Origin of the sequence: Candidatus Frackibacter sp. WG13 (genome assembly GCF_900114655.1) — a bacterium.
In the GTDB taxonomy this organism is placed as follows: Bacteria; Bacillota; Halanaerobiia; order Halobacteroidales; family Acetohalobiaceae; genus Frackibacter.
Genome location: NZ_FOTT01000009.1, coordinates 56,212 through 79,613, shown reverse-complemented (window position 1 = coordinate 79,613; position 23,402 = coordinate 56,212). Strand labels below are relative to the sequence as shown.

Annotated in this window: 22 protein-coding genes; 21 read left to right on the top strand and 1 reads right to left on the bottom strand. The window is 33.2% G+C overall.

What is annotated here, in order from left to right; all coding sequences use genetic code 11:
* The first annotated feature begins 25 nt into the window (after positions 1-25).
* The 17 genes from BM077_RS06510 (at position 26) to BM077_RS06430 (ending at position 19,041) form a co-directional block, all read left to right on the top strand.
* The gene (locus BM077_RS06510; RefSeq protein ID WP_255361581.1) at positions 26-694 is read left to right on the top strand and encodes a YidC/Oxa1 family membrane protein insertase; all 669 of its coding nucleotides are present in this window, start codon (positions 26-28) and stop codon (positions 692-694) included.
* Between the two features lies 1 nt (position 695).
* Positions 696-1,325 (top strand): RNA-binding cell elongation regulator Jag/EloR, encoded by a 630-nt coding sequence (gene jag / locus BM077_RS06505; protein WP_089748860.1) that lies wholly within the window; start codon positions 696-698, stop codon positions 1,323-1,325.
* A 103-nt stretch (positions 1,326-1,428) separates the two neighbouring features.
* Positions 1,429-2,820: a tRNA uridine-5-carboxymethylaminomethyl(34) synthesis GTPase MnmE gene (gene mnmE / locus BM077_RS06500; protein WP_176941653.1), complete on the top strand. Its 1,392-nt coding sequence runs from the start codon at positions 1,429-1,431 to the stop codon at positions 2,818-2,820.
* A gap of 114 nt (positions 2,821-2,934) precedes the next feature.
* Positions 2,935-4,812 carry a tRNA uridine-5-carboxymethylaminomethyl(34) synthesis enzyme MnmG gene (gene mnmG, locus BM077_RS06495; RefSeq protein WP_089748861.1) on the top strand — a complete coding sequence of 626 codons (1,878 nt, stop codon included), beginning with the start codon at positions 2,935-2,937 and terminating at the stop codon, positions 4,810-4,812.
* Complete coding sequence (gene mnmG, locus BM077_RS06490) at positions 4,809-6,671, top strand: tRNA uridine-5-carboxymethylaminomethyl(34) synthesis enzyme MnmG (RefSeq protein ID WP_089748862.1); 1,863 nt, start codon at positions 4,809-4,811, stop codon at positions 6,669-6,671. The genes mnmG (BM077_RS06495) and mnmG (BM077_RS06490) overlap by 4 nt, the downstream gene beginning before the upstream one ends.
* Before the next feature lie 432 nt (positions 6,672-7,103).
* Positions 7,104-7,823 carry a 16S rRNA (guanine(527)-N(7))-methyltransferase RsmG gene (gene rsmG / locus BM077_RS06485; protein WP_089748863.1) on the top strand — a complete coding sequence of 240 codons (720 nt, stop codon included), beginning with the start codon at positions 7,104-7,106 and terminating at the stop codon, positions 7,821-7,823.
* 15 nt (positions 7,824-7,838) lie between these two features.
* The gene (locus tag BM077_RS06480) at positions 7,839-8,282 is read left to right on the top strand and encodes a hypothetical protein (RefSeq protein ID WP_089748864.1); all 444 of its coding nucleotides are present in this window, start codon (positions 7,839-7,841) and stop codon (positions 8,280-8,282) included.
* Positions 8,283-8,422: 140 nt separating this feature from the next.
* On the top strand, positions 8,423-9,304 hold the full coding sequence (gene noc / locus BM077_RS06475; protein WP_218124663.1) for a nucleoid occlusion protein: 882 nt from the start codon (positions 8,423-8,425) through the stop codon (positions 9,302-9,304).
* A gap of 20 nt (positions 9,305-9,324) precedes the next feature.
* A complete protein-coding gene (locus BM077_RS06470; protein WP_089748865.1) occupies positions 9,325-10,086 on the top strand; it encodes a ParA family protein in 762 nt (253 codons plus the stop codon).
* Entirely contained in the window at positions 10,076-10,939 is an 864-nt protein-coding gene (locus BM077_RS06465) for a ParB/RepB/Spo0J family partition protein (protein ID WP_090003482.1), read from the top strand. The genes BM077_RS06470 and BM077_RS06465 overlap by 11 nt, the downstream gene beginning before the upstream one ends.
* Positions 10,940-11,316: 377 nt before the next feature.
* Positions 11,317-12,696 carry a [FeFe] hydrogenase H-cluster radical SAM maturase HydG gene (gene hydG, locus BM077_RS06460; RefSeq protein ID WP_089748867.1) on the top strand — a complete coding sequence of 460 codons (1,380 nt, stop codon included), beginning with the start codon at positions 11,317-11,319 and terminating at the stop codon, positions 12,694-12,696.
* A gap of 18 nt (positions 12,697-12,714) precedes the next feature.
* Complete coding sequence (gene hydE, locus BM077_RS06455; RefSeq protein WP_089748868.1) at positions 12,715-14,088, top strand: [FeFe] hydrogenase H-cluster radical SAM maturase HydE; 1,374 nt, start codon at positions 12,715-12,717, stop codon at positions 14,086-14,088.
* Entirely contained in the window at positions 14,066-15,283 is a 1,218-nt protein-coding gene (gene hydF / locus BM077_RS06450) for a [FeFe] hydrogenase H-cluster maturation GTPase HydF (protein WP_089748869.1), read from the top strand. The genes hydE and hydF overlap by 23 nt, the downstream gene beginning before the upstream one ends.
* Positions 15,284-15,490: 207 nt before the next feature.
* A complete protein-coding gene (locus tag BM077_RS06445) occupies positions 15,491-16,645 on the top strand; it encodes an aminotransferase class V-fold PLP-dependent enzyme (RefSeq protein ID WP_089748870.1) in 1,155 nt (384 codons plus the stop codon).
* Positions 16,646-16,759: 114 nt separating this feature from the next.
* Positions 16,760-17,440: a DUF554 domain-containing protein gene (locus tag BM077_RS06440; RefSeq protein WP_089748871.1), complete on the top strand. Its 681-nt coding sequence runs from the start codon at positions 16,760-16,762 to the stop codon at positions 17,438-17,440.
* Between the two features lie 161 nt (positions 17,441-17,601).
* Positions 17,602-18,567 carry a M23 family metallopeptidase gene (locus tag BM077_RS06435; RefSeq protein WP_089748872.1) on the top strand — a complete coding sequence of 322 codons (966 nt, stop codon included), beginning with the start codon at positions 17,602-17,604 and terminating at the stop codon, positions 18,565-18,567.
* 30 nt (positions 18,568-18,597) lie between these two features.
* On the top strand, positions 18,598-19,041 hold the full coding sequence (locus BM077_RS06430) for a bactofilin family protein (protein ID WP_218124665.1): 444 nt from the start codon (positions 18,598-18,600) through the stop codon (positions 19,039-19,041).
* Positions 19,042-19,091: 50 nt separating this feature from the next.
* On the opposite strand, the gene yyaC is transcribed toward BM077_RS06430, so the two are convergent.
* Positions 19,092-19,799, bottom strand: a complete 708-nt coding sequence (yyaC, locus tag BM077_RS06425; RefSeq protein WP_089748873.1) for a spore protease YyaC — start codon at positions 19,797-19,799, stop codon at positions 19,092-19,094.
* 157 nt (positions 19,800-19,956) lie between these two features.
* Between yyaC and BM077_RS06420 the strand changes: the two genes are divergently transcribed.
* From BM077_RS06420 to BM077_RS06405, 4 genes are all read left to right on the top strand, one after another.
* Positions 19,957-21,009, top strand: a complete 1,053-nt coding sequence (locus tag BM077_RS06420; RefSeq protein WP_089748874.1) for a YkvI family membrane protein — start codon at positions 19,957-19,959, stop codon at positions 21,007-21,009.
* 102 nt (positions 21,010-21,111) lie between these two features.
* Positions 21,112-22,281, top strand: a complete 1,170-nt coding sequence (gene alr, locus BM077_RS06415) for an alanine racemase (protein ID WP_089748875.1) — start codon at positions 21,112-21,114, stop codon at positions 22,279-22,281.
* 15 nt (positions 22,282-22,296) lie between these two features.
* Positions 22,297-23,175 carry a mechanosensitive ion channel family protein gene (locus tag BM077_RS06410; protein WP_089748876.1) on the top strand — a complete coding sequence of 293 codons (879 nt, stop codon included), beginning with the start codon at positions 22,297-22,299 and terminating at the stop codon, positions 23,173-23,175.
* A complete protein-coding gene (locus tag BM077_RS06405; protein ID WP_089748877.1) occupies positions 23,165-23,344 on the top strand; it encodes a DUF951 domain-containing protein in 180 nt (59 codons plus the stop codon). The genes BM077_RS06410 and BM077_RS06405 overlap by 11 nt, the downstream gene beginning before the upstream one ends.
* Positions 23,345-23,402 lie beyond the last annotated feature (58 nt).

Genomic DNA, 23,402 nt, shown 5'->3' with positions numbered 1-23,402 from the left:
AAAGATCTAATAGGAGGTTGCAAATTTGTTGAACTTAGTTTCGGTAGGAATTTTTGGACAATTATTTGGTTGGATAGGAGATTTAATGATTAATGCATTGAACTTTTTTTATGGATTCACTAACAGTTATGGATTATCAATCTTTTTGTTAACATTGGCTGTTAGAATTATTCTCTTTCCTTTAGTTGCTAAACAGACTCGGTCAATGAAAAAGATGCAAGAATTACAACCTAAAATGGAAGAACTTAAGAAGAAGTACGAAGATGAACCACAAGAATTTCAAAAAAAGATGCAAGAATTGTATGTAGAAAATAAAGTTAATCCAGCAGCTGGATGTTTACCCCTTTTAGTTCAGATGCCTATATTAATAGCTTTATTCAGGGTTTTACAAAGCTTTGAGCCTTTAAAGGGAACAAGTTTTTTATGGATTAGTGATTTAGCACAGCCGGATATTATCTTAGTAATTTTAACTGGTTTGATCATGCTTGGACAGACACAAATGCAACAACGTATGTCGGGTAATGCCGCTGCAAATAATAAGATGATGTTATTTATGCCGTTATTAATCGTAGTAATTGGTTTCCGCTTACCGGCTGGTGTTTTAGTATATTGGTTCACTTCAAATTTAGTAATGGTAGTTCAACAGTACTTTTTATACCAAGAACCGGCGACAATAAAGGGGGAATCGAATTAAGATGAATGAGATTGTTACGGAAGGAAAGACTGTCGATGTTGCTTTAGAAGAAGCACTTCAAAAGTTATCGACTACTAGAGAGAAGGTAGAAGTAGAGGTTTTAGAAGAAGGTAATAAAGGTTTTTTAGGAATAATTGGTGGTAAGGATGCCAAAATAAGAGTTAAAAAGAAAGAAGATAAACATAAGAAAGCACTTAATTTTATGAATGAATTAATTGATAAGATGAATTTAGGCATTACAGTTGAAGAATTGGAAAGTGAATCTAATTCAGAACAAGTAGTAATCAATTTAACTGGACCTAATCTGGGAATTGTAATTGGTCGTAGAGGTAAGACTTTAGATGCATTACAATATTTAGCTAATTTAGCTATTAATAAATATGATGATGATGACCATTTAAGAGTGATTATTGATGCTGAAGGCTATAGAGAACGTAGAAAGGAAACTTTACAGGATTTAGCTTTACGGCTAGCTAGTAAAGCTAAGAATAAAGGAAAAAAGGTTGTTTTAGAACCTATGCCTCCTCATGAAAGAAGGATTATTCATAGTACGTTACAGGACGATCCTAAAGTACGTACTCATAGTGAAGGACAAGACCCATATCGAAAGGTTATCATTGTAGCTCAATAATTTGATTAATAAAACCCAGTAGATTTTCTACTGGGTTTTAAAAGTTTAAGTGCTGAATTCTAATTGAATACTTAGGGTAATTTATAGTTAAGAGGTGATAAAATTGTATTTTAAAGATACTATTGCAGCAATATCTACTGCTATTGGTGAAGGAGGAATTGGAATAGTTAGAGTCAGTGGACCTGAGGCTATTTCTACTATTAATAAGATATTTAAAGGTTATGGGCAAACAGATAAAGATTTGAATGAAGTTGATACATATACTGCTCATTATGGACATATTATTAACCCTAAAGATGAACAGATAATTGATGAAGTGATATGTTTAGTAATGAAAGCTACGAAGACATATACAAAAGAAGATGTAGTTGAGATTGATTGTCATGGAGGTAGTATTCCATTACAGAAGATTTTAGATTTAGTATTAAAGAATGGAGCTAGATTAGCTGAGCCAGGAGAATTTACAAAAAGAGCCTTTTTAAATGGGAGAATAGATCTTTCACAAGCAGAAGCTGTTATGGATGTGATTAATTCTAAGACAGAAGCTGGTTTAGAAGCAGCTATGGACCAATTAGAAGGTGGTTTATCAAGTCAAATTGAAGAAATCAAACATAAATTATTAGGTTTATTAGCTCATTTAGAGGCTTCTATTGACTTTCCTGAAGATGAAATTGAAGACTTTAATTCTGATGAAATAGATAGTAGAGTAGAGGAGATTATAGAGCAAATAGAGGGATTATTAGCTACTAGTAAACGAGGAAGAATTATTAAAGAAGGGATTAGGACTGCTATTATTGGTAAGCCTAATGTTGGTAAGTCTAGCTTATTAAATGCATTATTAAGAGAAAATCGGGCAATTGTTACTGATGTTCCTGGTACTACAAGAGATGTAATAGAAGAAGTAATTAATATTGATGGTATTCCACTAAAGATAATGGATACCGCGGGAATTAGAGAGACAGAGGATGAGGTAGAAAAGATAGGTGTTGAAAGGTCAGAAAAGTTCTTAAAACAGGCTGACCTTGTGTTGTTAGTATTAGATGCACATCGTGGAATTACAGAAGAAGATAGAAGAATAATTAATTTAGTAGATGAGAAAGAGACTGTAGTAGTTGTTAATAAGACTGATTTAGAATCTAATTTAAATTTAGGTGAGTTAAAGAAGAAATTTGAAAATGTACAAGTAGTCGAAACTTCAGCTGTAGAAGGAATTGGTATTTCAGAATTAGAAGATTTGATTTCTGAAATGGTCTTTGCTGGTGAGGTTAAGGCTAATGAGCAAACTTTAATAACTAATTTACGACACAAAGAAGCTTTAGAGGCAGCCTATGATAGTATATTAAATGTAAAAGAGACAGTAAAACAGGGACTACCGGCAGATTTTGTTACTATTGATTTAAAGACAACTTTAGAAGAATTAGGCAAGATAACTGGTGATACATTAGGTGAAGATATTATTGATCGAATCTTTGCAGATTTCTGTTTAGGTAAATAAGTGAATTTCATAATTAGATTTCAAGTATAATTAATGCATAATTTTTGGTATTAGTAATTAACTATGCAAGATTTTTTAAATAGAACTAATTTAGTTATTTAGGAGTGATTTAGATTGAATAAATATGACATAATAGTAATTGGAGCTGGACATGCAGGATGTGAAGCAGCTTTAGTAACAGCTAGACTAGGGTGTAAGACTCTCTTATTAACTTTGAATGCAGACCATATTGCCTTAATGCCTTGTAACCCATCGATTGGTGGTCCAGCTAAAGGCCATATTGTCAGGGAAATAGATGCTTTAGGCGGTGAAATGGCTAAGAATATTGATAAATCATATGTAAACATTATGCTTTTGAATACTGCTAAAGGACCAGCAGTTCATGCCTTAAGGGCTCAAGCGGATAAGCATCTTTATCAGTTAGAAATGACTAAAACTATCCAAGGTCAAGAAAATTTAGATTTAAAACAAGCAGTAGTTACTGAATTAATTACTGAAGGTAATCGAGTAACAGGAGTAAAGACAATTACCGGGATGGATTATCTAAGTGATAAAATTGTTTTGACGACGGGAACATCATTAGGTGGTAGAGTGATTATTGGTGATACTAAATATATTGGTGGGCGCCAGGGTGAATTTGCAGCAGTAGAACTCTCTGATAGTTTAAAAGGGATAGGTTTGAACTTAAAGAGGTTTCAGACTGCTACACCACCACGAGTAGATCGTAAGACTTTAGATTTTTCTAAGATGACTATTCATCCAGGTTCTGAAGAGCCGCTTCAATTTTCTTTTACTGGTGAACGAGTTGAAAGAGAGCAGATTCCATGCTGGTTAACTTATACTGGTGATAGGACTAAAGAGGTTATTCAAGAAAATATTGCTAAATCACCTTTAAATACAGGAATTGTGGAAGGTGAAGGACCTAGATATTGTCCATCTATTGACCGCAAGATTATGCGCTTTCCAGAAAAGACTGCTCACCAAGTCTTCATTGAACCAGAAGGAAGAAATACAAATGAGATGTATGTAAATGGTTTAACCACGGCTATGCCTGAAGAGGAACAGTTAAAAATTTTGAGGAGTGTTCCTGGGTTGGAGAATGCTGAAATTATGAGACCTGCATATGCTGTTGAGTATGATTATTTAGTACCTACTCAATTAAAACCTACTTTAGAGACTAAAAAAGTTGAGGGTTTGTATACTGCTGGCCAGATTAACGGGACTTCTGGCTATGAAGAAGCAGGTGCACAAGGTTTGATGGCTGGAATTAATGCAGCGCGAGAACTTAATGGAGAGAGTCCTATTGTTTTAAAACGTTCTGAAGCATATATTGGTGTCTTAATTGATGATTTAGTAACTAAAGGAACTAATGAACCTTATCGAATGTTGACTTCACGAGCTGAATATAGATTAATCTTAAGACAAGATAATGCTGATTCACGTTTGATGCCTTTAGGTTATGAAATTGGTTTGATAGATGAGAGTTTATATAAGGATGTAAAAGAAAAAGAGACGAAAATCCAAGAAGGTTTAGAGTACTTAGAAGATATTCAGATTACGCCAACCAAAGAAGTAAGAGAGAAGCTTAAAGAACTTGGGTCGGGAGGAATGAAAAAACCGGTTTCTTTAGCAACTTTATTAAGACGACCAAAATTAAGTTATGATAATTTGAAAGAGTTTCATGATCAAGTTCCGGATCTACCAGAAGAAGTTAAAGAACAGATTGAGATAGAAGTTAAGTATGAAGGCTATATTAAGCGACAGATGCGGCAGATTGAAAAGTTTAAGCAGATGGAAGAGAAGTTGATTCCGGAAGGAATTGATTATTATCAATTAGATAATCTGCGTAACGAAGCAAGAGAAAAGTTAAACGAAATAAGACCAGTTTCTATAGGGCAAGCTTCTCGAATTTCAGGTGTCTCACCAGCAGATATCTCTGTTTTAATGGTTTATATTGAGGAATATAAAGGACGAGGGGCGGATACAGAATGAAAGAGTATGATATAATCGTTGTTGGTACTGGCCATGCAGGATGTGAAGCAGCTTTGGTAGCAGCAAGATCAGGATGTAAGACTTTAGCTTTAACTGTTGATTTAGATAATGTAGCGTTAATGCCTTGTAATCCGGCAATAGGAGGACCAGCTAAGAGTAATATTGTACGTGAAATTGATGCTTTGGGTGGTGAGATGGCTAAGAATATTGATAAGTCATTTATTCAGGTTAGGATGTTAAATACTGGAAAAGGACCGGCTGTTCAAGCATTAAGAGCCCAAGCTGATAAGAAGGCTTATCATCTAAATATGAAAAAAACTCTGGAAGAAGAAGAAAATTTAGATTTAAAACAAGGAATTGTTGAGGAGTTAATAGTAGAAAATGACGAAGTAAAAGGTGTTACGTTGAAAACAGGATTAAATTTCCGCGGAAATAAAATAATTTTAACTACAGGAACATTTCTCAAAGGCTCAATCATAATTGGTAACTATTCTTTTAACTCTGGACCTCATAATCAGTTTCCGGCTAATGCATTATCTAGTAACTTAAAGGAATTAGGATTTGATATTAGACGATTTAAAACAGGAACTCCACCTCGGGTTGATAAAAGAACTATAGACTTTTCACAATTAATAGAACAACCGGGAACCGATGAAGATATATCCTTTTCTTTTGCTGATGTAAGTAGTACTAGTAAGAAAGAACAACAATCTTGTTGGTTAGTTAGAACTAATGAAGATACTCATGATGTAATTAGAGAGAATATTAATCTTTCACCTCTATATGGTGGCACTATTGAAGGAGAAGGGCCGAGGTATTGTCCATCAATTGAGGATAAGGTGATGAAGTATCCTGATAAAGAAAGACACCAAATCTTTGTTGAGCCTGAAGGAGAATATATTTATGAAATGTATCTTTCAGGATTCTCTACAAGTTTACCACAACAGGTACAGGTAAAGATGTTACGTACTTTACCTGGTTTTGAAGAAGCAAAGATTATGAGACCGGCCTATGCTATTGAGTATGATTGTATTAATCCTTTACAGTTAAAACCTACTTTAGAAACCAAGAGAATGAAAGGATTATATACTGCTGGTCAAATTAATGGAACTTCTGGTTATGAAGAAGCAGCAGGACAAGGGTTAATGGCAGGGATAAATGCGGCTCGGGAGCTTAAAGGGGCAGAACCTATTATTTTAAAACGTTCTGAAGCATATATTGGTGTTTTAATTGATGATTTAGTAACTAAAGGAACTAATGAACCTTATCGCATGTTAACTTCACGAGCTGAATATAGATTATTATTGAGACAAGATAATGCTGATTTACGTTTAACCCCTTTGGGATATGAACTAGGATTAATTTCTGATGAAAGATATAAAAAATTTGAAACTAAGAAAGAATCTATTGAAGCAGAAAAAGAACGTTTAAAGAAATACAAATTACATCCTGAGGAGGATATACAAGCTCATTTAAGGAAACTTGGCACACCAGAATTAAAGAATATTGATACTATAGCCCGTTTATTAAGGAGACCAGAACTAGATTATGGAGATTTAGCACCAATTGATCCAGAACGTCCTGATTTAGCACCAGAAGTTAAAGAAGAAATAGAGATTCAATTAAAGTATGAAGGTTATATTCAGCGACAACTAAAACAGATAGAAAAGCAGAGGGAGTTAGAGGACCAAAAGATTCCGGAGAATATAGATTACGATGAGATTAATGGTTTATCTGCGGAAGCTTTAGAAAAATTAAAAGAGGTAGAACCGATTTCTGTAGGACAAGCGGCGAGAATTTCTGGAGTCTCTCCAGCGGATGTATCGTTGTTAACTGTTTATTTACGCAAATTAGGTTAATATAGTTGACAATTTACAGTTGACAGTTGACAGTGAAGCCCAAAAAGAGCTTTCGGGTTAAAAGTAGAGTCTATCGTAGGCTTGCGACCAGCCTTGATTTTTAGGCTGGGCGAGACAGTGAAGCCCAAAAAGAGTTTTCGGGTTAAAAGTTAGTTTTGGAGCACAATCTATTGATGTTGGTCATTTTAAATATTCTATTCAACATATTTCCGTAGCGACTCTTAAAAACAGTTTGGAGCCATGGAGGGCGGAAAACTGTTTTTTGATAATGAGTAGAGCAGGACGCGGAGCGAATGACAAGCGGAGGATATATGTTGAATCGTTATTGAAGAATTATTATTGAGGTGAGTAAATCTATAAGGGCTTATGAACTCTTGTAAATACTAGGTTTACTTAGCCGATAATATTCGAAATGAAAAAAGGGGTGAAAGCATGGAAACTAAAGAATTACTGGTAACAGGAAGTAACAAGTTAGGTTTGGAGCTTTCTGAAAAGCAAGTTAATCAGTTTTTAACTTATATAGATGTTCTGAAGGAATGGAATAAGAAGATGAACTTAACTGCTATTGATACTTCTCGTGAGATTGTGATCAAACATTTTCTTGATTCTATTTCTTGTATGAAAGTAATAGATTTAAGTCCTGGGGCTAAAGTTATTGATGTAGGTACAGGTGCAGGTTTTCCGGGGATACCTTTAAAGATTCTTAATCCTGAAATCGAACTATCATTATTAGATTCTACAAATAAAAGGATAACTTTTTTAAAGAATTTATCTAGAGAACTAAATTTAAGTAATATTGAATTTATTCATGGGCGAGCGGAGGATTATGGTCAAGATTCTGACTATAGAGAGCAATATGATTTGGTAGTTGCTAGGGCGGTTGCTTCTCTAAATGTGTTATGTGAATATACAGTCCCATTTTTGAAGTCTAGTGGGCAGTTTATTTCACAGAAAGGTGCTGAAGCTAAGAATGAAGTTATTGAAGCACAATCAGCGATAGAAGCTTTAGGTGCTGAATTTTATGATTTAGTATCTATTGATTTACCTTATACTGAAGCTGAAAGAAATTTAGTAATTATTAATAAGGTAAGGAATACACCCAAAAAATACCCTCGTCAGGCGGGAACCCCTAAGCAGGCGCCGATTTCTTAAGAAAGGAGTTAATAAATGTTCAAAGTAAATAAACTTACATTAATAACTCTTTCAATGGTGTTTTTAATTTTTTTTAGTTCTAGTTTAGTTTTCAGCATGGATTCAGGAGTAAGGTTTAATTATCTTTTGACGACTAATGGATTAGATTCTAAAGGGTTACCACTAAAGTTTAAAAGGGAATTTAGTCTGCGTGAAGATCCTGCAGTCCAGTATTATGTTAGTTGGAAAGCTGATAATATTCAACATAGAGTTTTAGTTAAATGGATTGACCCTAAGGATAGGGTTATTAATCAGCTACAATTATTTAATTTTAAGCAAAATATAGTTAAATCTTATATTAGTCTTAAAAAGAAAGCAGAAGAACAGTTAATGGTGCCAGATCAGATAGGAACTTATGCTATTAAACTTTATATTGATGGTAATTTAGCAGCAATTACTAGATTTAAGATAAAGAAGTAAACCTTCTAAAAAGGCTATTTTTTCAATTTAATGGAAAAAATTATTAGAAAAGGCTTTTAAAGCAGGAAATTAAGGGGTATTTAAAGAAGTAATAAAACTAATAACTGAAATAGTACTACATGAAAAGGTGAGGTGTACCAATGAAGAGTCAATTAACAAAGTTTTTAGGCTTTAAACAAGAAGGGGCTCAGACAAATGGTGAAGAAATAAGTCAAGAACAGATAAAAAATGTAAAAAAAAGGGACATTGAGTATTTGCCTGTCGATAAAATTATTCCTAATCCTTATCAGCCAAGAATTGAATTTGATGAAGAAGAATTGAAAGAGTTAGCATCATCAATTAAGAATCATGGTATTATTCAGCCGTTAACAGTTAGAAAGAATTCTGAAGATGAATATGAGTTAATAGCTGGAGAACGAAGGTTAAGAGCGAGTAAATTAATTGGATTAAAAGAGGTTCCAGTTATAGTTGGTGAATTTGTTGAAAAGGAAATGGCAGAGATTGCTTTAATTGAAAATTTACAGCGAAAAGATTTAGATTTTTTAGAAGAAGCAGTAGGTTACAAGAAATTATTAGAAACCTTTGACCTAACACAGAAGGAATTAGCTGAGCAAATAGGCAAGAGTCAATCTACGATTGCAAATAAATTAAGATTATTAAAGCTTTCGGAGGAAGTACAGCAATTGGCCAAAAATCCTAATATTACAGAAAGACATGCTAGAGCTTTATTAAAACTGCCAACTGAAGAGTTACAAGTAAGCGTAATTGAACAAGTGATCGAAAATGAGTACACAGTTAGGGAGATGGAAGAACTAATTGATGGTATGTTAGCTGAAATTAATGGTGAGGAAGAAGACGAAGATAATATTAATGTTGTTAGATACTTTAATGATGTTAGACTTTCTTTAAATACTATCCGGAAGACTATTCGTGATATAAGAGATAGTGGATTAGAAGTAGAGTTTGAAGAAGTTGATGAAGATGACTATGTAGAAGTTAAGATTCGTTTACCCAAGGAATAAAGTAATCTCGAGGTGATAATATGGGGAAGATTATAGCAATTGTTAATCAAAAAGGCGGTGTAGGAAAGAGTACTACTGCTGTTAACTTAGGTGCTAGTTTAGTTGAATTAGATAAAAAAGTACTATTAATGGATATAGACCCGCAGGGAAATGCTAGTAGTGGAGTTGGATTAGATAAGAAAGAGATTACACATTGCATCTATGATGTTTTAGTTAATGATTATAAACTTAAAGATATTATAGTTAATACAGAGTTAATTAACTTTGACTTAGCACCTGCTACTTTAGAACTTGCAGGTGCGGAAATAGAGTTAGTCTCTAAGTTATCTAGAGAAGAAAGATTAAAGAAAGCATTTAATGAAATAGAGATGGATTATGATTATATATTGATCGATTGTCCTCCTTCTTTGAGTTTATTGACTTTGAATGCGTTGACTGCTGCTGATTCAGTGATTGTTCCAATTCAATGTGAATATTATGCTTTAGAAGGTTTAAGCCAACTTTTAAATACAATTAATTTGGTTCAGAATAATTTAAATCAGGATCTAGATATTGATGGGGTAGTTTTAACTATGTATGATTCTCGGACTAACTTATCTCAGCAAGTTAGAGACGAAGTATGTAATTATTTTGAAAATGAAGTATATGAGACTATTATTCCTCGTAATGTAAGATTAAGTGAAGCCCCAAGCTTTGGACAACCTATTAATCTGTATGATAAAAGTTCGAAAGGGGCGAAGGCATACCTTAACTTAGCAAAGGAAGTGGTTAATCGTGAGTGAAAAGCGATTGGGGAGAGGGTTAGGTGCTTTAATTCCTAGTCAAAGTTCAGAGGGAGAATCTAAGAATGAAATAAAAAAGATAGACATTGAAAAGATTAATTCTAATCCATATCAACCTCGTGAAGACTTTAATGAGGAATTATTGGAAGATTTAAGTTATTCAATTCAAGAGCATGGTTTGATTCAGCCAATAACTGTGAGAGAAAAAGCAAGAGGTAAATATCAATTAGTGGCTGGAGAGAGGCGTTGGCGTGCAGCTAAATTAGCTGGTTTAGATGAAATAGCAGCTATAGTTCAGAGGTATAGTAATCAGCAGATGATGGAAGTAGCTTTAATTGAAAATTTACAACGAGAAGATTTAAATCCTATAGAAGAAGCTAAAGCATATAAACGATTGATTGAAGAATTTGATTTAATTCAAGCTGAAGTAGCTGAGAGTGTAGGCAAGAGTCGTTCTGCTATATCTAATTCTTTACGATTATTAAATCTTGCTCCAAAAGTACAAGAGTTTGTTTCACGTGAAACATTAACTGTTGGACATGCTAGAACTCTATTAGCTCTCGATACTTTTGAAGAGCAGAGCGAAGTAGCAAAAGAGATAATAGAGAATGGTTTATCAGTTAGAGAAACAGAAAGGCTAATAAAGAGCTTAACTACAGATGAAGTAGAGAAAGAAAAGAAGAAGACTGACCATAAACAGAAAGACCCTAATATAACGGTAATAGAAGATAGACTAAGGAAACGATTAGGAACTCCTGTAAATATAAAACACGGGAAGAATAAAGGGCAGATAGTTATTGAATATTATTCTGAAGAAGAATTAGCTAGGGTTTTAGAGTATCTTGATAGATAAAATTTATTTTGACCTTAAAGATGAATACTTTTTAAATTTAATGAATAAAATCTTCTAATCATCCCTTAATTAATCATTCATTTATGATATAATAGAGATATAATAAGTTCACTTACACATAAAAGGCGTTGTTGAAAAGTAAAATATACTAAAAAGTGTTTCACATGAAAATGTTTCATGTGAAACATTCTCTAATAAAATGGGGCTACCTGTTTTAAAGGAGAAAATAATATTCTTTTAATCTAAGTGAGAGGGGGGAACCTAATCATAAAGATAGCTTAAGGAGAAGTATGTCTAAAATTAGACTACTTTAACTAGATTATAAAAGCCTATCCAACTTGGATAGGCTTTTAATATTAATTAAAGGAGGAATACGGATGACTAGCATCATTAATCATAAGAAGATTGAGGAGATACTTATAGACAACCAAGATAATTCAAGAAATAAAATTATAAAAATCATAGATAAAGCGAGAGAGAAGAAGGGTTTAACCTTAGAGGAAACAGCTGCTTTATTGCAAGTAGAAGATCAAAAGTTAATAGAGCAAATATTTATGGTTGCTAGAAATATTAAAGATGAAATTTATGGTGATCGTGTAGTTCTTTTTGCGCCATTGTATATTAGTAATAAGTGTATTAATAACTGTTTATATTGTGGATTTAGAAAAGATAATCGGGATTTAAAAAGGATTAGTCTAACTCTGGAAGAGATTGGCCAACAAGTTAAAGTAATAGAGAAGATGGGGCATAAAAGAATTCTAATTGAGTTTGGAGAAGATCCTAGAGCCGCTTCGATAGAAAAAGTAGTAGAAGCAATAGAAGCTGTCTATGAGAGTGGAGATATACGGCGGGTAAATGTTAATGTAGCAGCTGTAGAAGTAGAAGATTTTAAGAAATTAAAAGCAGCCGGAATTGGAACTTATCAATTATTCCAAGAAACCTATCATCCACAAACTTATGAGCAGATGCATCCTTCTGGGCCAAAGTCTGATTATGAGTACCATTTGACTGCTATGGATAGGGCTATGGAAGCTGGGATAGATGATATTGGTTTAGGAGTCTTATTTGGTCTATATGATTATAAATATGAGGTTTTAGCAATGTTAGAACATGCTATTCATTTAGAAGAAGAATATGGAGTTGGTCCACATACAATCTCTATTCCTAGATGGAAACCTGCGTTTGGGGTTGATAAAGAAGATATTCCTGCGCCAGTTTCGGATGAAGAGTTTAAAAAATTAGTGGCTATTATTCGTTTAGCTGTACCTTATACTGGAATGATTCTTTCTACTAGGGAAGGAGTTGAGTTAAGAGAGGAATTATTAGAGTTAGGAATTTCTCAAATGAGTGCGGGATCATGTACTGACCCAGGCGGTTATAAGGAAGAGAATATAAAGGAAAAGGCTGATGCTAAACAGTTTAGAACTGCTGACCATAGAACGCCAGATAAAGTAATTAAAGGAATTTGTGATTCAGATTATTTGCCAAGTTTCTGTACTGCTTGCTATAGGACAGAACGAACTGGAGAAAGATTTATGGATTTAGCTAAAGTAGGGGAGATTCATAAGTTCTGTCAACCTAATGCTTTGATTACTTTCCAAGAATACCTAGAAGATTATGCTTCACGTGAAACAAAAAGATCTGGGGAAAGGTTAATTTCGGAGCAATTAAGAAAAATTGAAGACTCAAAGTTAAGAAAAAGAACTAAAAAAAGAATTGAAGAGGTTAAAGAGGGAGTAAGGGATATATATTTATAAGAATTGAGGTGAAAAGTTATGGCTTTAAGAGATAAATTTATTAAGCAAAGTGAAACAGAGGAGGAATCAGTCTTAATCTGTTCATCTACGCATCATATGCTACAGGCTGATCAACTATTACGTCAACATGGTTTTGAAATAGAATTAATACCAACGCCATCAGGCATTGGTTCGGCCTGCACTACGGCAATTAGGTTTTCTAAGCAATATAAGTCACAAATCAAGGAATTGATTGATGCTAAAGATATTGAATGGCAAGATATATATGACATAGAGAAAAAGAATCGTTTATCCGATTGGAGTGATCTTTGGGAATTAAATATTAATCCAAACTTCATGCGTACTTTAAAGAAAGTAGCAAAAGATGAAGTTTTAAATCTATCAGAGATAAAAGTACTTTTAGAAGCAGATACAGAAGAAGAGTTGGATGCTCTATTTTTAGCAGCTAATCGTATTAGGAAGGAGACTGTAAAAGATACAGTTGATGTTAGGGCAGCTATTGAGTTTTCAAATAATTGCAATAAAGGATGTAATTATTGTGGGGTGCGAAAGCAGAATAAAGGTTTAACAAGATATAGAATGACTGAAGATGAAATTATAGAATCTACTCGTGAAATATATGAAATGGGAATAGAAACGGTAATTCTACAGTCAGGGGAAGACCCGTGGTATACTACAGATAAAATAATTAGAATTATCAAGAGGATTAAAGAGGAATTTGGAATGAGGATTACCCTAAGTTTAGGCGAAAGAAGTGAAGAGGAATATAGATTATTTAAAGAAGCAGGAGCTAATAACTATCTACTAAAGATTGAGGCCGCTAATCAAAAATTATTTAAAGAGATTCATCCGGATGATAATTATGAAGAACGTTTACAACATATTAAGTGGCTTAAAGAGTTAGGTTATATTACAGGCTCAGGGAGTATAATTGGATTGCCAAATCAAACTATAGGTGATTTAGCCAAAGACATTCTGTTTCATAAGAAATATGGGATTCATATGATCGGTATCGGGCCATTCCTACCAGCAGATAGTACACCGTATGAAGATATAGATTCTGGAGATCTATTACTATCGTTAAAGGTAATAGCAGTTATGAGATTAGTATGTCAAAATGTCTTTATTCCAGCTACTACTGCCATAGCCTCTCTAGATCCAGAAGGTCAAGAAAAGGCTTTGCAGGCGGGGGCTAACGTAATTATGTTGATTATGACTCCACCTCATCTAAGAAAAAATTATGAAATCTATAGTAATAAGAATATGGTAGATTTAGATTGGGCGGTAGAGTCTATCTTAGCGGCTAATAGAAAGATACCGGGATACTTAAATTTAGATAAATTAAGAAGAATAGATAGGAGTGATATCAATGGAAGAAACACCACAGGCTAATAGACTGCATATTGCAATCTTTGGCAGAAGGAATGCCGGAAAGTCTAGCTTGATTAATGCATTAACTAATCAAGATTTAGCTGTCGTTTCAGAAGTAGCAGGAACAACTACTGATCCTGTCTATAAAAGAATGGAACTCCTACCTATTGGGCCAGTAGTTATGATTGACACGGCTGGAATAGATGATGTAGGTGAATTAGGTAGTCTGAGGGTAAAAAAGACCAAGGAAGTATTGAGTAGAACAGATTTGGCTATCTTAGTAATAGACCCTGAAGTAGGAATAGATAATTATGAGAAAGAACTACTAGCAGAAATTAAAGAAAGAGAAATTCCAGTTATAGGAGTAGTAAATAAAGAAGATAAAGTTAAAGAAATAAATATAAGAGAGTTAGCAAAAGAGCTAAAGATTAAATTATTGCAGGTTAGTGCTATAACAAGAGAGGGGATTGAAGGATTAAAGAAGGAGATAGCTTTAAAAGCACCAGAAAAATTTGAAAAACCGCATATAATTGGTGACATGATTAACCCTCAAGACATAGTAATATTAGTAGTACCTATTGACTTGGCTGCTCCCAAAGGAAGATTAATCTTACCACAAGTGCAGACTTTACGTGATATACTAGATAATGATGGTCAGGCAGTTGTGGTTAAAGAAGGAGAATTAAAAGGGGCATTAGATAGTTTAAATAAAGAGCCTAAGCTTGTTGTAACTGATTCCCAGGTGTTTAAGGAAGTAACTGCTGATGTACCAGAAAATATTATGTTGACTGGCTTTTCAATTTTATTTGCTCGCTATAAAGGGGATTTAGAAATTCTAACTAAGGGAGTTAAAGGACTTGATGATTTAGAAATTGGCAATCGGGTGTTGATTGCTGAATCCTGTACTCATCATCGTACGGCTGATGATATAGGAAAAGTTAAGATTCCTCGTTGGTTGAGACAGATGGTAGGCGGAGAGTTAGAATTTGAGCATGTTTCTGGTCGAGAGTTTCCAGATGACTTAGATAATTATGATTTGATTGTTCAGTGTGGGGGTTGTATGACTAATCGTAAAGAAATACTGTATCGTTTAAATAAAGCTGATAGTTTAGGGATTCCTATTATTAACTATGGAATGTTGATTGCACATGTTCATGGTATTTTAGATAGAGCATTAGAGCCTTTTCCTTTAGCTAAAAGAATTTGGAAACAATAAATTAATTGGTGAATAATAACTGTTATTCTGGTTTTTTAGCCGATAATTAGAATTAGATGCGAAAAATTATCTCTTTAGTTGATAAACTACTGGAAAGTTGGAGTATTTTAAAAAGGGGAATAAGGATATTTAGAGAAAGATATATTCAGAGGATTATGATTAGATATAGAGGTAAATGAAAATATGGAGTTTGGAAGGGGGATAATCTTGATTTACTTTGATAATGCTGCAACTTCTTTTCCGAAACCAGAAGTTGTTTATGATAAAATGGATAAATTTATGCGTAATAAAGGTGCTAATCCAGGTCGCGCTGGACATCAATTGGCTAATGCTGCTAGTAGAGAAATATTTGCTGTTAGAGAGTTAATAGCAGATTTTTTTAATATTGAGGATTCGGCTGAGGTAGTATTTGCGTTAAATACAACAGACGCTCTTAATTTAGGAATAAGGGGGATTTTAACTAAAGGTGACCATGTGATTATTAGCAGTATGGAACATAATTCGGTTATTAGACCTCTAAAGCATCTAGAAAGAGAAGGATTAATAGAAATAAGTGTAGTAGATTGTGATTATGAAACAGGAGAATTATTAATTGCGGATATTGAAAGTTCAATTAAAGATAATACTGAGTTAATAATTACAACCCATGCTTCTAATGTAACCGGAACTTTGATGCCTATTAAAGAGATAGGTCAATTAGCTAATAAGAAAGATATTAACTTTATGGTTGATGTAGCTCAAACAGCAGGTGTATACGAAATAGATGTTCAAAAATTGAATATAGATTTGATGGCATTTCCTGGTCACAAAGGTTTATTAGGCCCACAGGGTGTTGGTGGGTTGTATATTAATAAGAAATTAAGTTTAAAAAGTCTTCGTCAAGGGGGGACAGGTAGTAATTCAGAAGCTATTTATCAACCTGAAACTATTCCTGATAGATATGAAAGTGGCACGCCAAATGGCCCAGGGATTGTAGGGTTAGGAGCAGGAATTAATTATATTTTGGATAAAGGGATTGATAACTTAAGGAAACATGAATTAGAATTAACAGAATACTTATTAGAAGAACTAATTAAGATTCCAGAAGTTAAGATTTATGGACCACAAGATATAGATAAGCAAGCAGCAGTAATATCAATAAATATTGGTAGAGAAGCTGCTTCAGAAGTAGGCTTTATTTTAGATAGAGCTTTTAATATTGGAGTGCGAACTGGACTACATTGTTCACCGTTAGCTCATCAAACTTTAGGTACTGATGAGCAAGGAACGGTTAGAATCAGTCCAGGTATTTTTAATACTAAAGATGATTGTGAAGAGTTATTGACTGCAATTAGAGGGATTGCGAAAGAAGTACAGGGTTAAAAATAATTGACAATTTACGATTGACAATTGACAATTAAAAGGATTTAAGAGTTTGAATAATTAGGTCCAAATTTAAAAAAGGATAAGACCTATAAAAAAGAAGGGATGAAATTTGTGAAGGGCACGATTGTAAATACGGTATCTATTATAGCAGGTGGTAGTTTAGGAGTTATTTTAGGGCATAGACTTTCAGATGGTTTAAAGACAACAGTAATGCAGGGATTAAGTTTGGCGGTTTTATTAATTGGAGGGCAGATGGCTTTAGAGACTAATAATCCACCAGTGGTCATCTTTAGTCTCTTAATTGGTGCGGTTATCGGTGAACTATTAAAGATTGAAACTAGACTAAATAAATTTGGGGAATGGATAGAGAGTAAATTCAGTTCTGAAGGAGGAAGTGTAGCTAAAGCTTTTGTGAGGACTACTTTAATATACTGTGTAGGAGCAATGGCAATTATGGGGGCAATTCAGGATGGTTTAACCGGCGACCCTTCAACATTATATGCTAAATCTATGCTAGATGGTTTTTCAGCAATAGCCTTTGCTTCTACTATGGGGATTGGAGTTATCTTTTCTTCATTACCTGTCTTATTATATCAGGGTCTTATAACTTTATTAGCTAGTAGTGTGCAAGCAATTTTGACTCCAGAAATTATAGCTGAAATGACTGCTACTGGAGGATTATTAATTATTGGTATATCCATTAATATCTTAGAAATAGCAGAGATTAAAGTAGGTAACTTGCTACCTAGTATTTTTGTGGCAATTGGGTTAAGTTATTTAATAGTTATTTAGAAAACAAGCCTTATTCTTCGTCAGATGACAGAGAATAAGGCTTTTTTAATAATTTTATTTTAGTATTATAAAGATAAAGAGGAAAATTGTTTTTTTTATCGAATAAAGAATATTAGACAGTTTTTTTAAGGAAAAATGTATTTGTGAAAGGAGGAGCAATAGTGTCTTATGATAAGCAAAAGAAAAGAATTACAATTAAAGTAGTTCCTCACTCCGATGGCGATATGATTACATTTCAAATCCCAAGAATTATTCCTAAACTATTAATTAGTCTTATCTTAATATGTTTGATAGGAAGTAGTTTTGGTTTTTTCTTTTATTATCAGCAGAGCAATGAAGCTTTATCTACTATTGCACATTTAGAATCAGTTAAAAAACAAAATAAACGATTAAAAAGTAGACTACATACTTTATCACAAGAAGCTAAGATATTGAATACTAAATTTAAGGAAATTCAAAAGACAAATAAAGAAATAAAACAATTAATTAACTTTGATACTTCTAAGCAAAAAATTAGTAAAAAAGAAGGTAAAAATACATATTCTGATGCTCAACAAGTTAGTTTAAATAATAGATATGAACTAAGTTCTAGTTCGGATAATAATCATATAATTAATTTGGTTAATAATACTGCAAATAATTTTTCGAAATTAGAGACTCTCTTTCCAAAAGAGAAATTGGAATTAAAAGAATTAAAGAGTTCGGTAATTGAATATAATGATTATTTAGCTTCTAAACCAACTGGATGGCCTCTTAAAACTGAAGAAAAAAGGATAACTTCATATTTTGGTTATCGAACCCATCCTGTTACTGGTGAAAGGACAATACATGAAGGATTAGATATAGGTGTTTGGTATGGAACAAAGGTTTATGCTACAGGTGCAGGGAAGGTTATCTATGCTGGGTGGAAAGGTGGCTATGGTAGGGCGGTTGTTATTGATCATGGTTATGGTTTTCGTACGATTTATGCACATAACCAACGCTTAAATGTTGAAATTGGGGAACGAGTTGAAAGAGGAGATGTAGTTGCTTATACAGGTAACTCTGGACGTAGTACTGGGCCACATTTGCATTATGAAATTTTAGTCAATGGTAAACCTGTAGACCCACTGCCTTATTTAAAATAAATATTTGATTAATCTTAAGGAGGATCACATATGTTATTTGGTGGAAAGGATAAGAAGAAGACGAATAAACAAAAGAGAAATTCTAAAGGCATGGAAACTATTATTGGTGAAGGTACAGAGATTAAAGGTACTATCAATGCAGACACTTCTTTAAGGATTGATGGAAAATTGAAGGGAGAACTGAATGTAAAAGAAGATATAGTAATTGGAGAGAATGGAGTTTTAGAAGCAGATATAGAAGCTAGGAATATAACGGTGGCTGGTAGTATAACAGGTAATGTAACTGCTAATGAGAAGTTAGTAATTGTTTCTACAGGAACATTAATTGGTGATATTAAGATGGCTAATTTGATTATAGAAGATGGTGCTACTTTTAAAGGCAAGAGTGAATCAAAAGCAGCAATTACTAAAAGGTTTAATAATAAAGAAAAGAAGGATAAGCAGAAAAAAGATGAAGGCAAGAAGGATAAATAAATTTCACATAGGATAACAAGAGATTATTAGGGGAATTAAGATGAAGATAATTAGTTTAAGAAACCTTTGCTTCTTAATCCCCAACTTATTCCTCGTGAGATTAGTTTAGCCATTTTAACTACTAGACTTAATCTGGTACTTTGTAATACAAAATACTCCATATAACCACCAATATTGACTAAGCCAGTAATATGCATATTTCCTATAGGAGATAAATTCTTATTCACTCCTGAGCCAGGCTTAAGGGCACCGTGATTGACGCTAATTGAACCTACACTTTTATTCTTACCCAAACCGGCATCTATAGCTAGGATAAAGGGTTTAAAATACTCCTGCGCAATGAATTCTCTATTTTTTTCTAAATTAGTAGCATGAACTGGATTTTCTAAAGTACCGAAGACAGGTATTTGAGGAGCAATAATTCGATTTAATCTACTACCGACTAAAGGCCCTAAGGCATCACCAGTAGAACGGTCGGTTCCTATACATAAGATAATAAGTTGACTATAAGAGTTGTTGTATAATTCACTTAAAGATTTATTGATTAACTTCTTTAACTTATTAGCTGCTAATCTATCGTCAATATGTACTCGTCTTTCCTCTAAGAATTTCTGCTTTTGAAGTTTTCCTACTACTTTATCTATCCTATTATTCTTTTTAGCACAATTGTTACAGACAGTTTGAGTATTAGCAAAGAAGTTAAGATCCATAATTTGACGCCCGCAATTTTTACAAGTGATGGCTTCAAAATTACCCATTAATTTAATACCTCCCATTAAAACATAAAGCTTTAATTTAATATATGTAAAATCTAACTTAAATAACCTGTTAAATCTTGGTATAGTTTAATAATAAAGATTTATTCGAAGGAATATAATTAGTTGTAACTAAAACTTTTGGGGGGGAGAGAAGAGTTTGAAAAAAGATTATAGATATATCTTTCGTATTGCAGCGACCTATATAGGTGCTATAATTGGTGCTGGTTTTGCTTCTGGGCAAGAAATCTTTAGATTTTTTACTGTGCATGGATTCTGGGGGTATCTAGGTATTATAACCTGCGGTCTCTTACTCGCAAGTTTAGGATATATTACTTTTAAAATAAGTATTAATTCTAATTTAAATAATTATAGTCAATTATTCTACCAACTAGGGGGCAGAAGGCTAGGTTCTCTAGCTGATTCAGTTATTTTACTCTTCTTACTTGGTAGTTTTGTAGTTATGTTGTCTGGGAGCGGGGAAATATTTAATAATTACTTTCGAGTGGACAAAAATTTAGGTATATTATTAACTATTATTATTGTCATATCTGCAATTAAGTTTGGAATAGAAGGTGTTATGAACTTAAACTTATTCTTGATTCCAGTTTTAATATTAATTGTATTTATAACATTTTGGTTTAATGTAGAATCTAATCTCAGTTTTAATCTACAAGGACAAGGTTATAATAATATAGTATTTAATAATTGGCTTCTCTATTCTATTATTTATGTTATTTATAATTACTTTTTAGCATTACCGGTTTTAATTGCGATACCTACTCAGATTAATGACTTAAATCTTCTAAAGAAAGGAAGTATATTAGCAGGGGGGCTATTAGTAGTATTAGCTTTGGTCATTAACATTTTGTTAGTACAAAATTTGAGTTTAATTACAGAGAGTCAAATCCCTATTTTAAAAATTCTAAATTATCATAATAAAGGCTTATATATTCTTTATTCAGTAGTTCTTTGGTCAGCAATGATAACTACGGCTACTAGTAGTTTATATGGGCTAGTAATTAGGAGTAAAGAGCGTTTTTCTCTTCAAGAGAATAAGATGTTGACCTTCTTAGTTATATTTAGTTTCTTATTATCTAAATTTCGTTTTGATTCATTAGTAGCAGTAGTCTATCCTTTCTTAGGATATATTGGAGGGTTGATTCTAATATTCTTATTTTTAAATTACTTGAAGAGTAAGATTATATTATAAAGAAAAGGTCATTGAAGAAGGAGTTTGATATTTATAGCTGAAATTATAAATATGTTAAAGAACTTTAGATAAGTTTGAAGTAATCTTTTTAGGAGGCAAAACATGAGTAGTAGAGAAGTATTAGACGGATTGAGACCGGCTTGGTTAGAGATAGATTTAGATGCTATTGCTCAAAATGCAAGAGAAATTAAGAATTATATAGGCTCAGAAGTAGAATTGATGGCAGTAGTAAAAGCCAATGCTTATGGTCATGGAGCAGTTGAGGTAGCAAAGACTGCCTTGAATAATGGTGCAGATAGACTAGCGGTAGCATTATTAAAAGAGGGAAAGGAATTGAGATTAGCAGGAATTAAGGTGCCAATTTTAATTTTAAGTCCTATTTATTCATCCCAAATCCAAGAGTTAGTCGAGTATAATTTAACTCCTACTATCTTTACTTTAGAAATGGCAAAGGCTATTTCTAAGTATGGAAGTCAGATAGAAGAAGAAATAGATATACATATAAAAGTAGATACGGGCATGGGGAGGATAGGTGTCTTAACAAATGATGCTTTTAAATTAATTAAAGAAGTTAATAAACTGCCTTATATTAATATTGAGGGAGTTTTCAGTCATTTGGCTATTGCTGATGAATTAGAAGGGCAGGAGTATACTCATCAGCAGATAAATAGATTCAGTGATTTAATTAAGGAGATAAAGAAGGAAGGTATAGAGGTCCCAATCAGACATTTAGCCAATAGCGCGGCTACATTTGAATATCCTAAAAGCAGATTTGATATGGTACGGACCGGAATTTCTCTTTATGGATTACCACCTTCACCAGAGATTACTACTGAATTAAACCTACAGTCTGCATTAGAATGGAAGGCTAAACTAGCTTATGTTAAAGAGTTACCACCGGAATATAGTATTAGTTATGGTTGTACTTATACTACAACTGATTTTACTAAGGTTGGAACTATACCTTTAGGGTATAGCGATGGTTATCCACGGTTATTATCGAATCAAGGTGATGTATTAATTAAAGGAAGGAGAAGAAAGATATTAGGTAGGGTATGTATGGACCAACTAATGATAGAGGTAACTGGAATTTCTGATTTAGATTTAGAGTCAGAAGTAGTGTTAATTGGAAAAAGTGGTTCAGATGAGATAACAGTAACAGAATTAGCTAGTAAGATAGGCACTATTAATTATGAAGTTGTGTCACAGATTAGTTCTAGAGTTACCAGGATTTATCTTAAAGATGGTGAAATAATAAAGGTGAAGGAATAAGTAGGAGGTGTTAGAATGGAATTAACAGACTTATATCAAAAATTAATTAAGATGCTTACAAAAGTAGTTGCACCAAATAATTTAATATTGATTGGAGTAGCAATTTTACAACTAGTAGGGATTATAATTTTAGGAAATTTATTAAAGCGATTAACTTATATGTTGATTGATCAAGTCTTTAAAGAGAATGATAGATTGGTTAAAAGTAGGCGAGCTAGGACTTTAAACCCTTTGTTAAAGAGTGTAACTCGTTATATAGTATACTTTATAGGTGCGACTATGGCATTAGAAGTTTTAGGGATTCCAACTACTTCTATTTTAGCTGGTGCTGGAATAGCTGGATTGGCTTTTGGTTTTGGTGCCCGTAGCTTAGTAGAAGATGTAATTACTGGTTTTTTCATTCTTTTTGAAGATCAATTTAGCATTGGTGATTATATTGAAACTGCAGGTGTTTCGGGGATTGTCGAAGAGATAAGCTTACGAATTACTAAGATTAAGAATTTTGATGGTGATGTACATATAGTGCCTAATGGTGAAATAAAACAGGTGACGAACTTTACTGCAGCAGATAGTAGAATAGTGGTTGATATAGGAATTGGTTATGATGAAGATATAGCAAGGGTAATTGAAATTCTTAAAAATTATTCTAAAGAATTAGCAGAAGAGATGCAGGATATTAAGAAAGGCCCGGAGGTTGTAGGAGTAGAAGAATTAGGAGATTCAAGTGTAACTTTAAGAACCTTAGCGTGGGTAACACCAATGGAGAAATGGGCTGTCGAACGAAAGTTAAGACAGAGGTTTAAAGAGAAGCTAGATGCTGAGGATATTGAGATTCCTTATCCTAAACGAGTGCTTATTACTGAAAGTAAGGAGTGTGATGTAGATGAAATTTGAAGTAGGAGAGGTAGTGAAGTTTAGAAAAGAACACCCTTGTGGGGAAGATAGATGGGAGATATTGCGGACAGGAATGGACTTTAGGGTCAAATGCTTAGGTTGTGAAAGAATAATTATGTTGCCAAGAAAGAAATTTGAAAAGAGCGTTAAAGAAAAAGTTATGGATTGATTTTAAGTTTAACTTGAAGATAAATCCAATATAAGTTATAATCATTGTTGTGCTTAAA

Coding starts and splice junctions, on each gene's coding strand:
- jag (WP_089748860.1), top strand. CDS start 696: ATGAATGAGATTGTTACGGAAGGAAAGACTGTCGATGTTGCTTTAGAA.
- mnmG (WP_089748862.1), top strand. CDS start 4,809: ATGAAAGAGTATGATATAATCGTTGTTGGTACTGGCCATGCAGGATGT.
- rsmG (WP_089748863.1), top strand. CDS start 7,104: ATGGAAACTAAAGAATTACTGGTAACAGGAAGTAACAAGTTAGGTTTG.
- BM077_RS06480 (WP_089748864.1), top strand. CDS start 7,839: ATGTTCAAAGTAAATAAACTTACATTAATAACTCTTTCAATGGTGTTT.
- noc (WP_218124663.1), top strand. CDS start 8,423: ATGAAGAGTCAATTAACAAAGTTTTTAGGCTTTAAACAAGAAGGGGCT.
- BM077_RS06470 (WP_089748865.1), top strand. CDS start 9,325: ATGGGGAAGATTATAGCAATTGTTAATCAAAAAGGCGGTGTAGGAAAG.
- hydG (WP_089748867.1), top strand. CDS start 11,317: ATGACTAGCATCATTAATCATAAGAAGATTGAGGAGATACTTATAGAC.
- hydE (WP_089748868.1), top strand. CDS start 12,715: ATGGCTTTAAGAGATAAATTTATTAAGCAAAGTGAAACAGAGGAGGAA.
- hydF (WP_089748869.1), top strand. CDS start 14,066: ATGGAAGAAACACCACAGGCTAATAGACTGCATATTGCAATCTTTGGC.
- BM077_RS06430 (WP_218124665.1), top strand. CDS start 18,598: ATGTTATTTGGTGGAAAGGATAAGAAGAAGACGAATAAACAAAAGAGA.
- yyaC (WP_089748873.1), bottom strand. CDS start 19,799: ATGGGTAATTTTGAAGCCATCACTTGTAAAAATTGCGGGCGTCAAATT.
- alr (WP_089748875.1), top strand. CDS start 21,112: ATGAGTAGTAGAGAAGTATTAGACGGATTGAGACCGGCTTGGTTAGAG.
- BM077_RS06410 (WP_089748876.1), top strand. CDS start 22,297: ATGGAATTAACAGACTTATATCAAAAATTAATTAAGATGCTTACAAAA.
- BM077_RS06405 (WP_089748877.1), top strand. CDS start 23,165: ATGAAATTTGAAGTAGGAGAGGTAGTGAAGTTTAGAAAAGAACACCCT.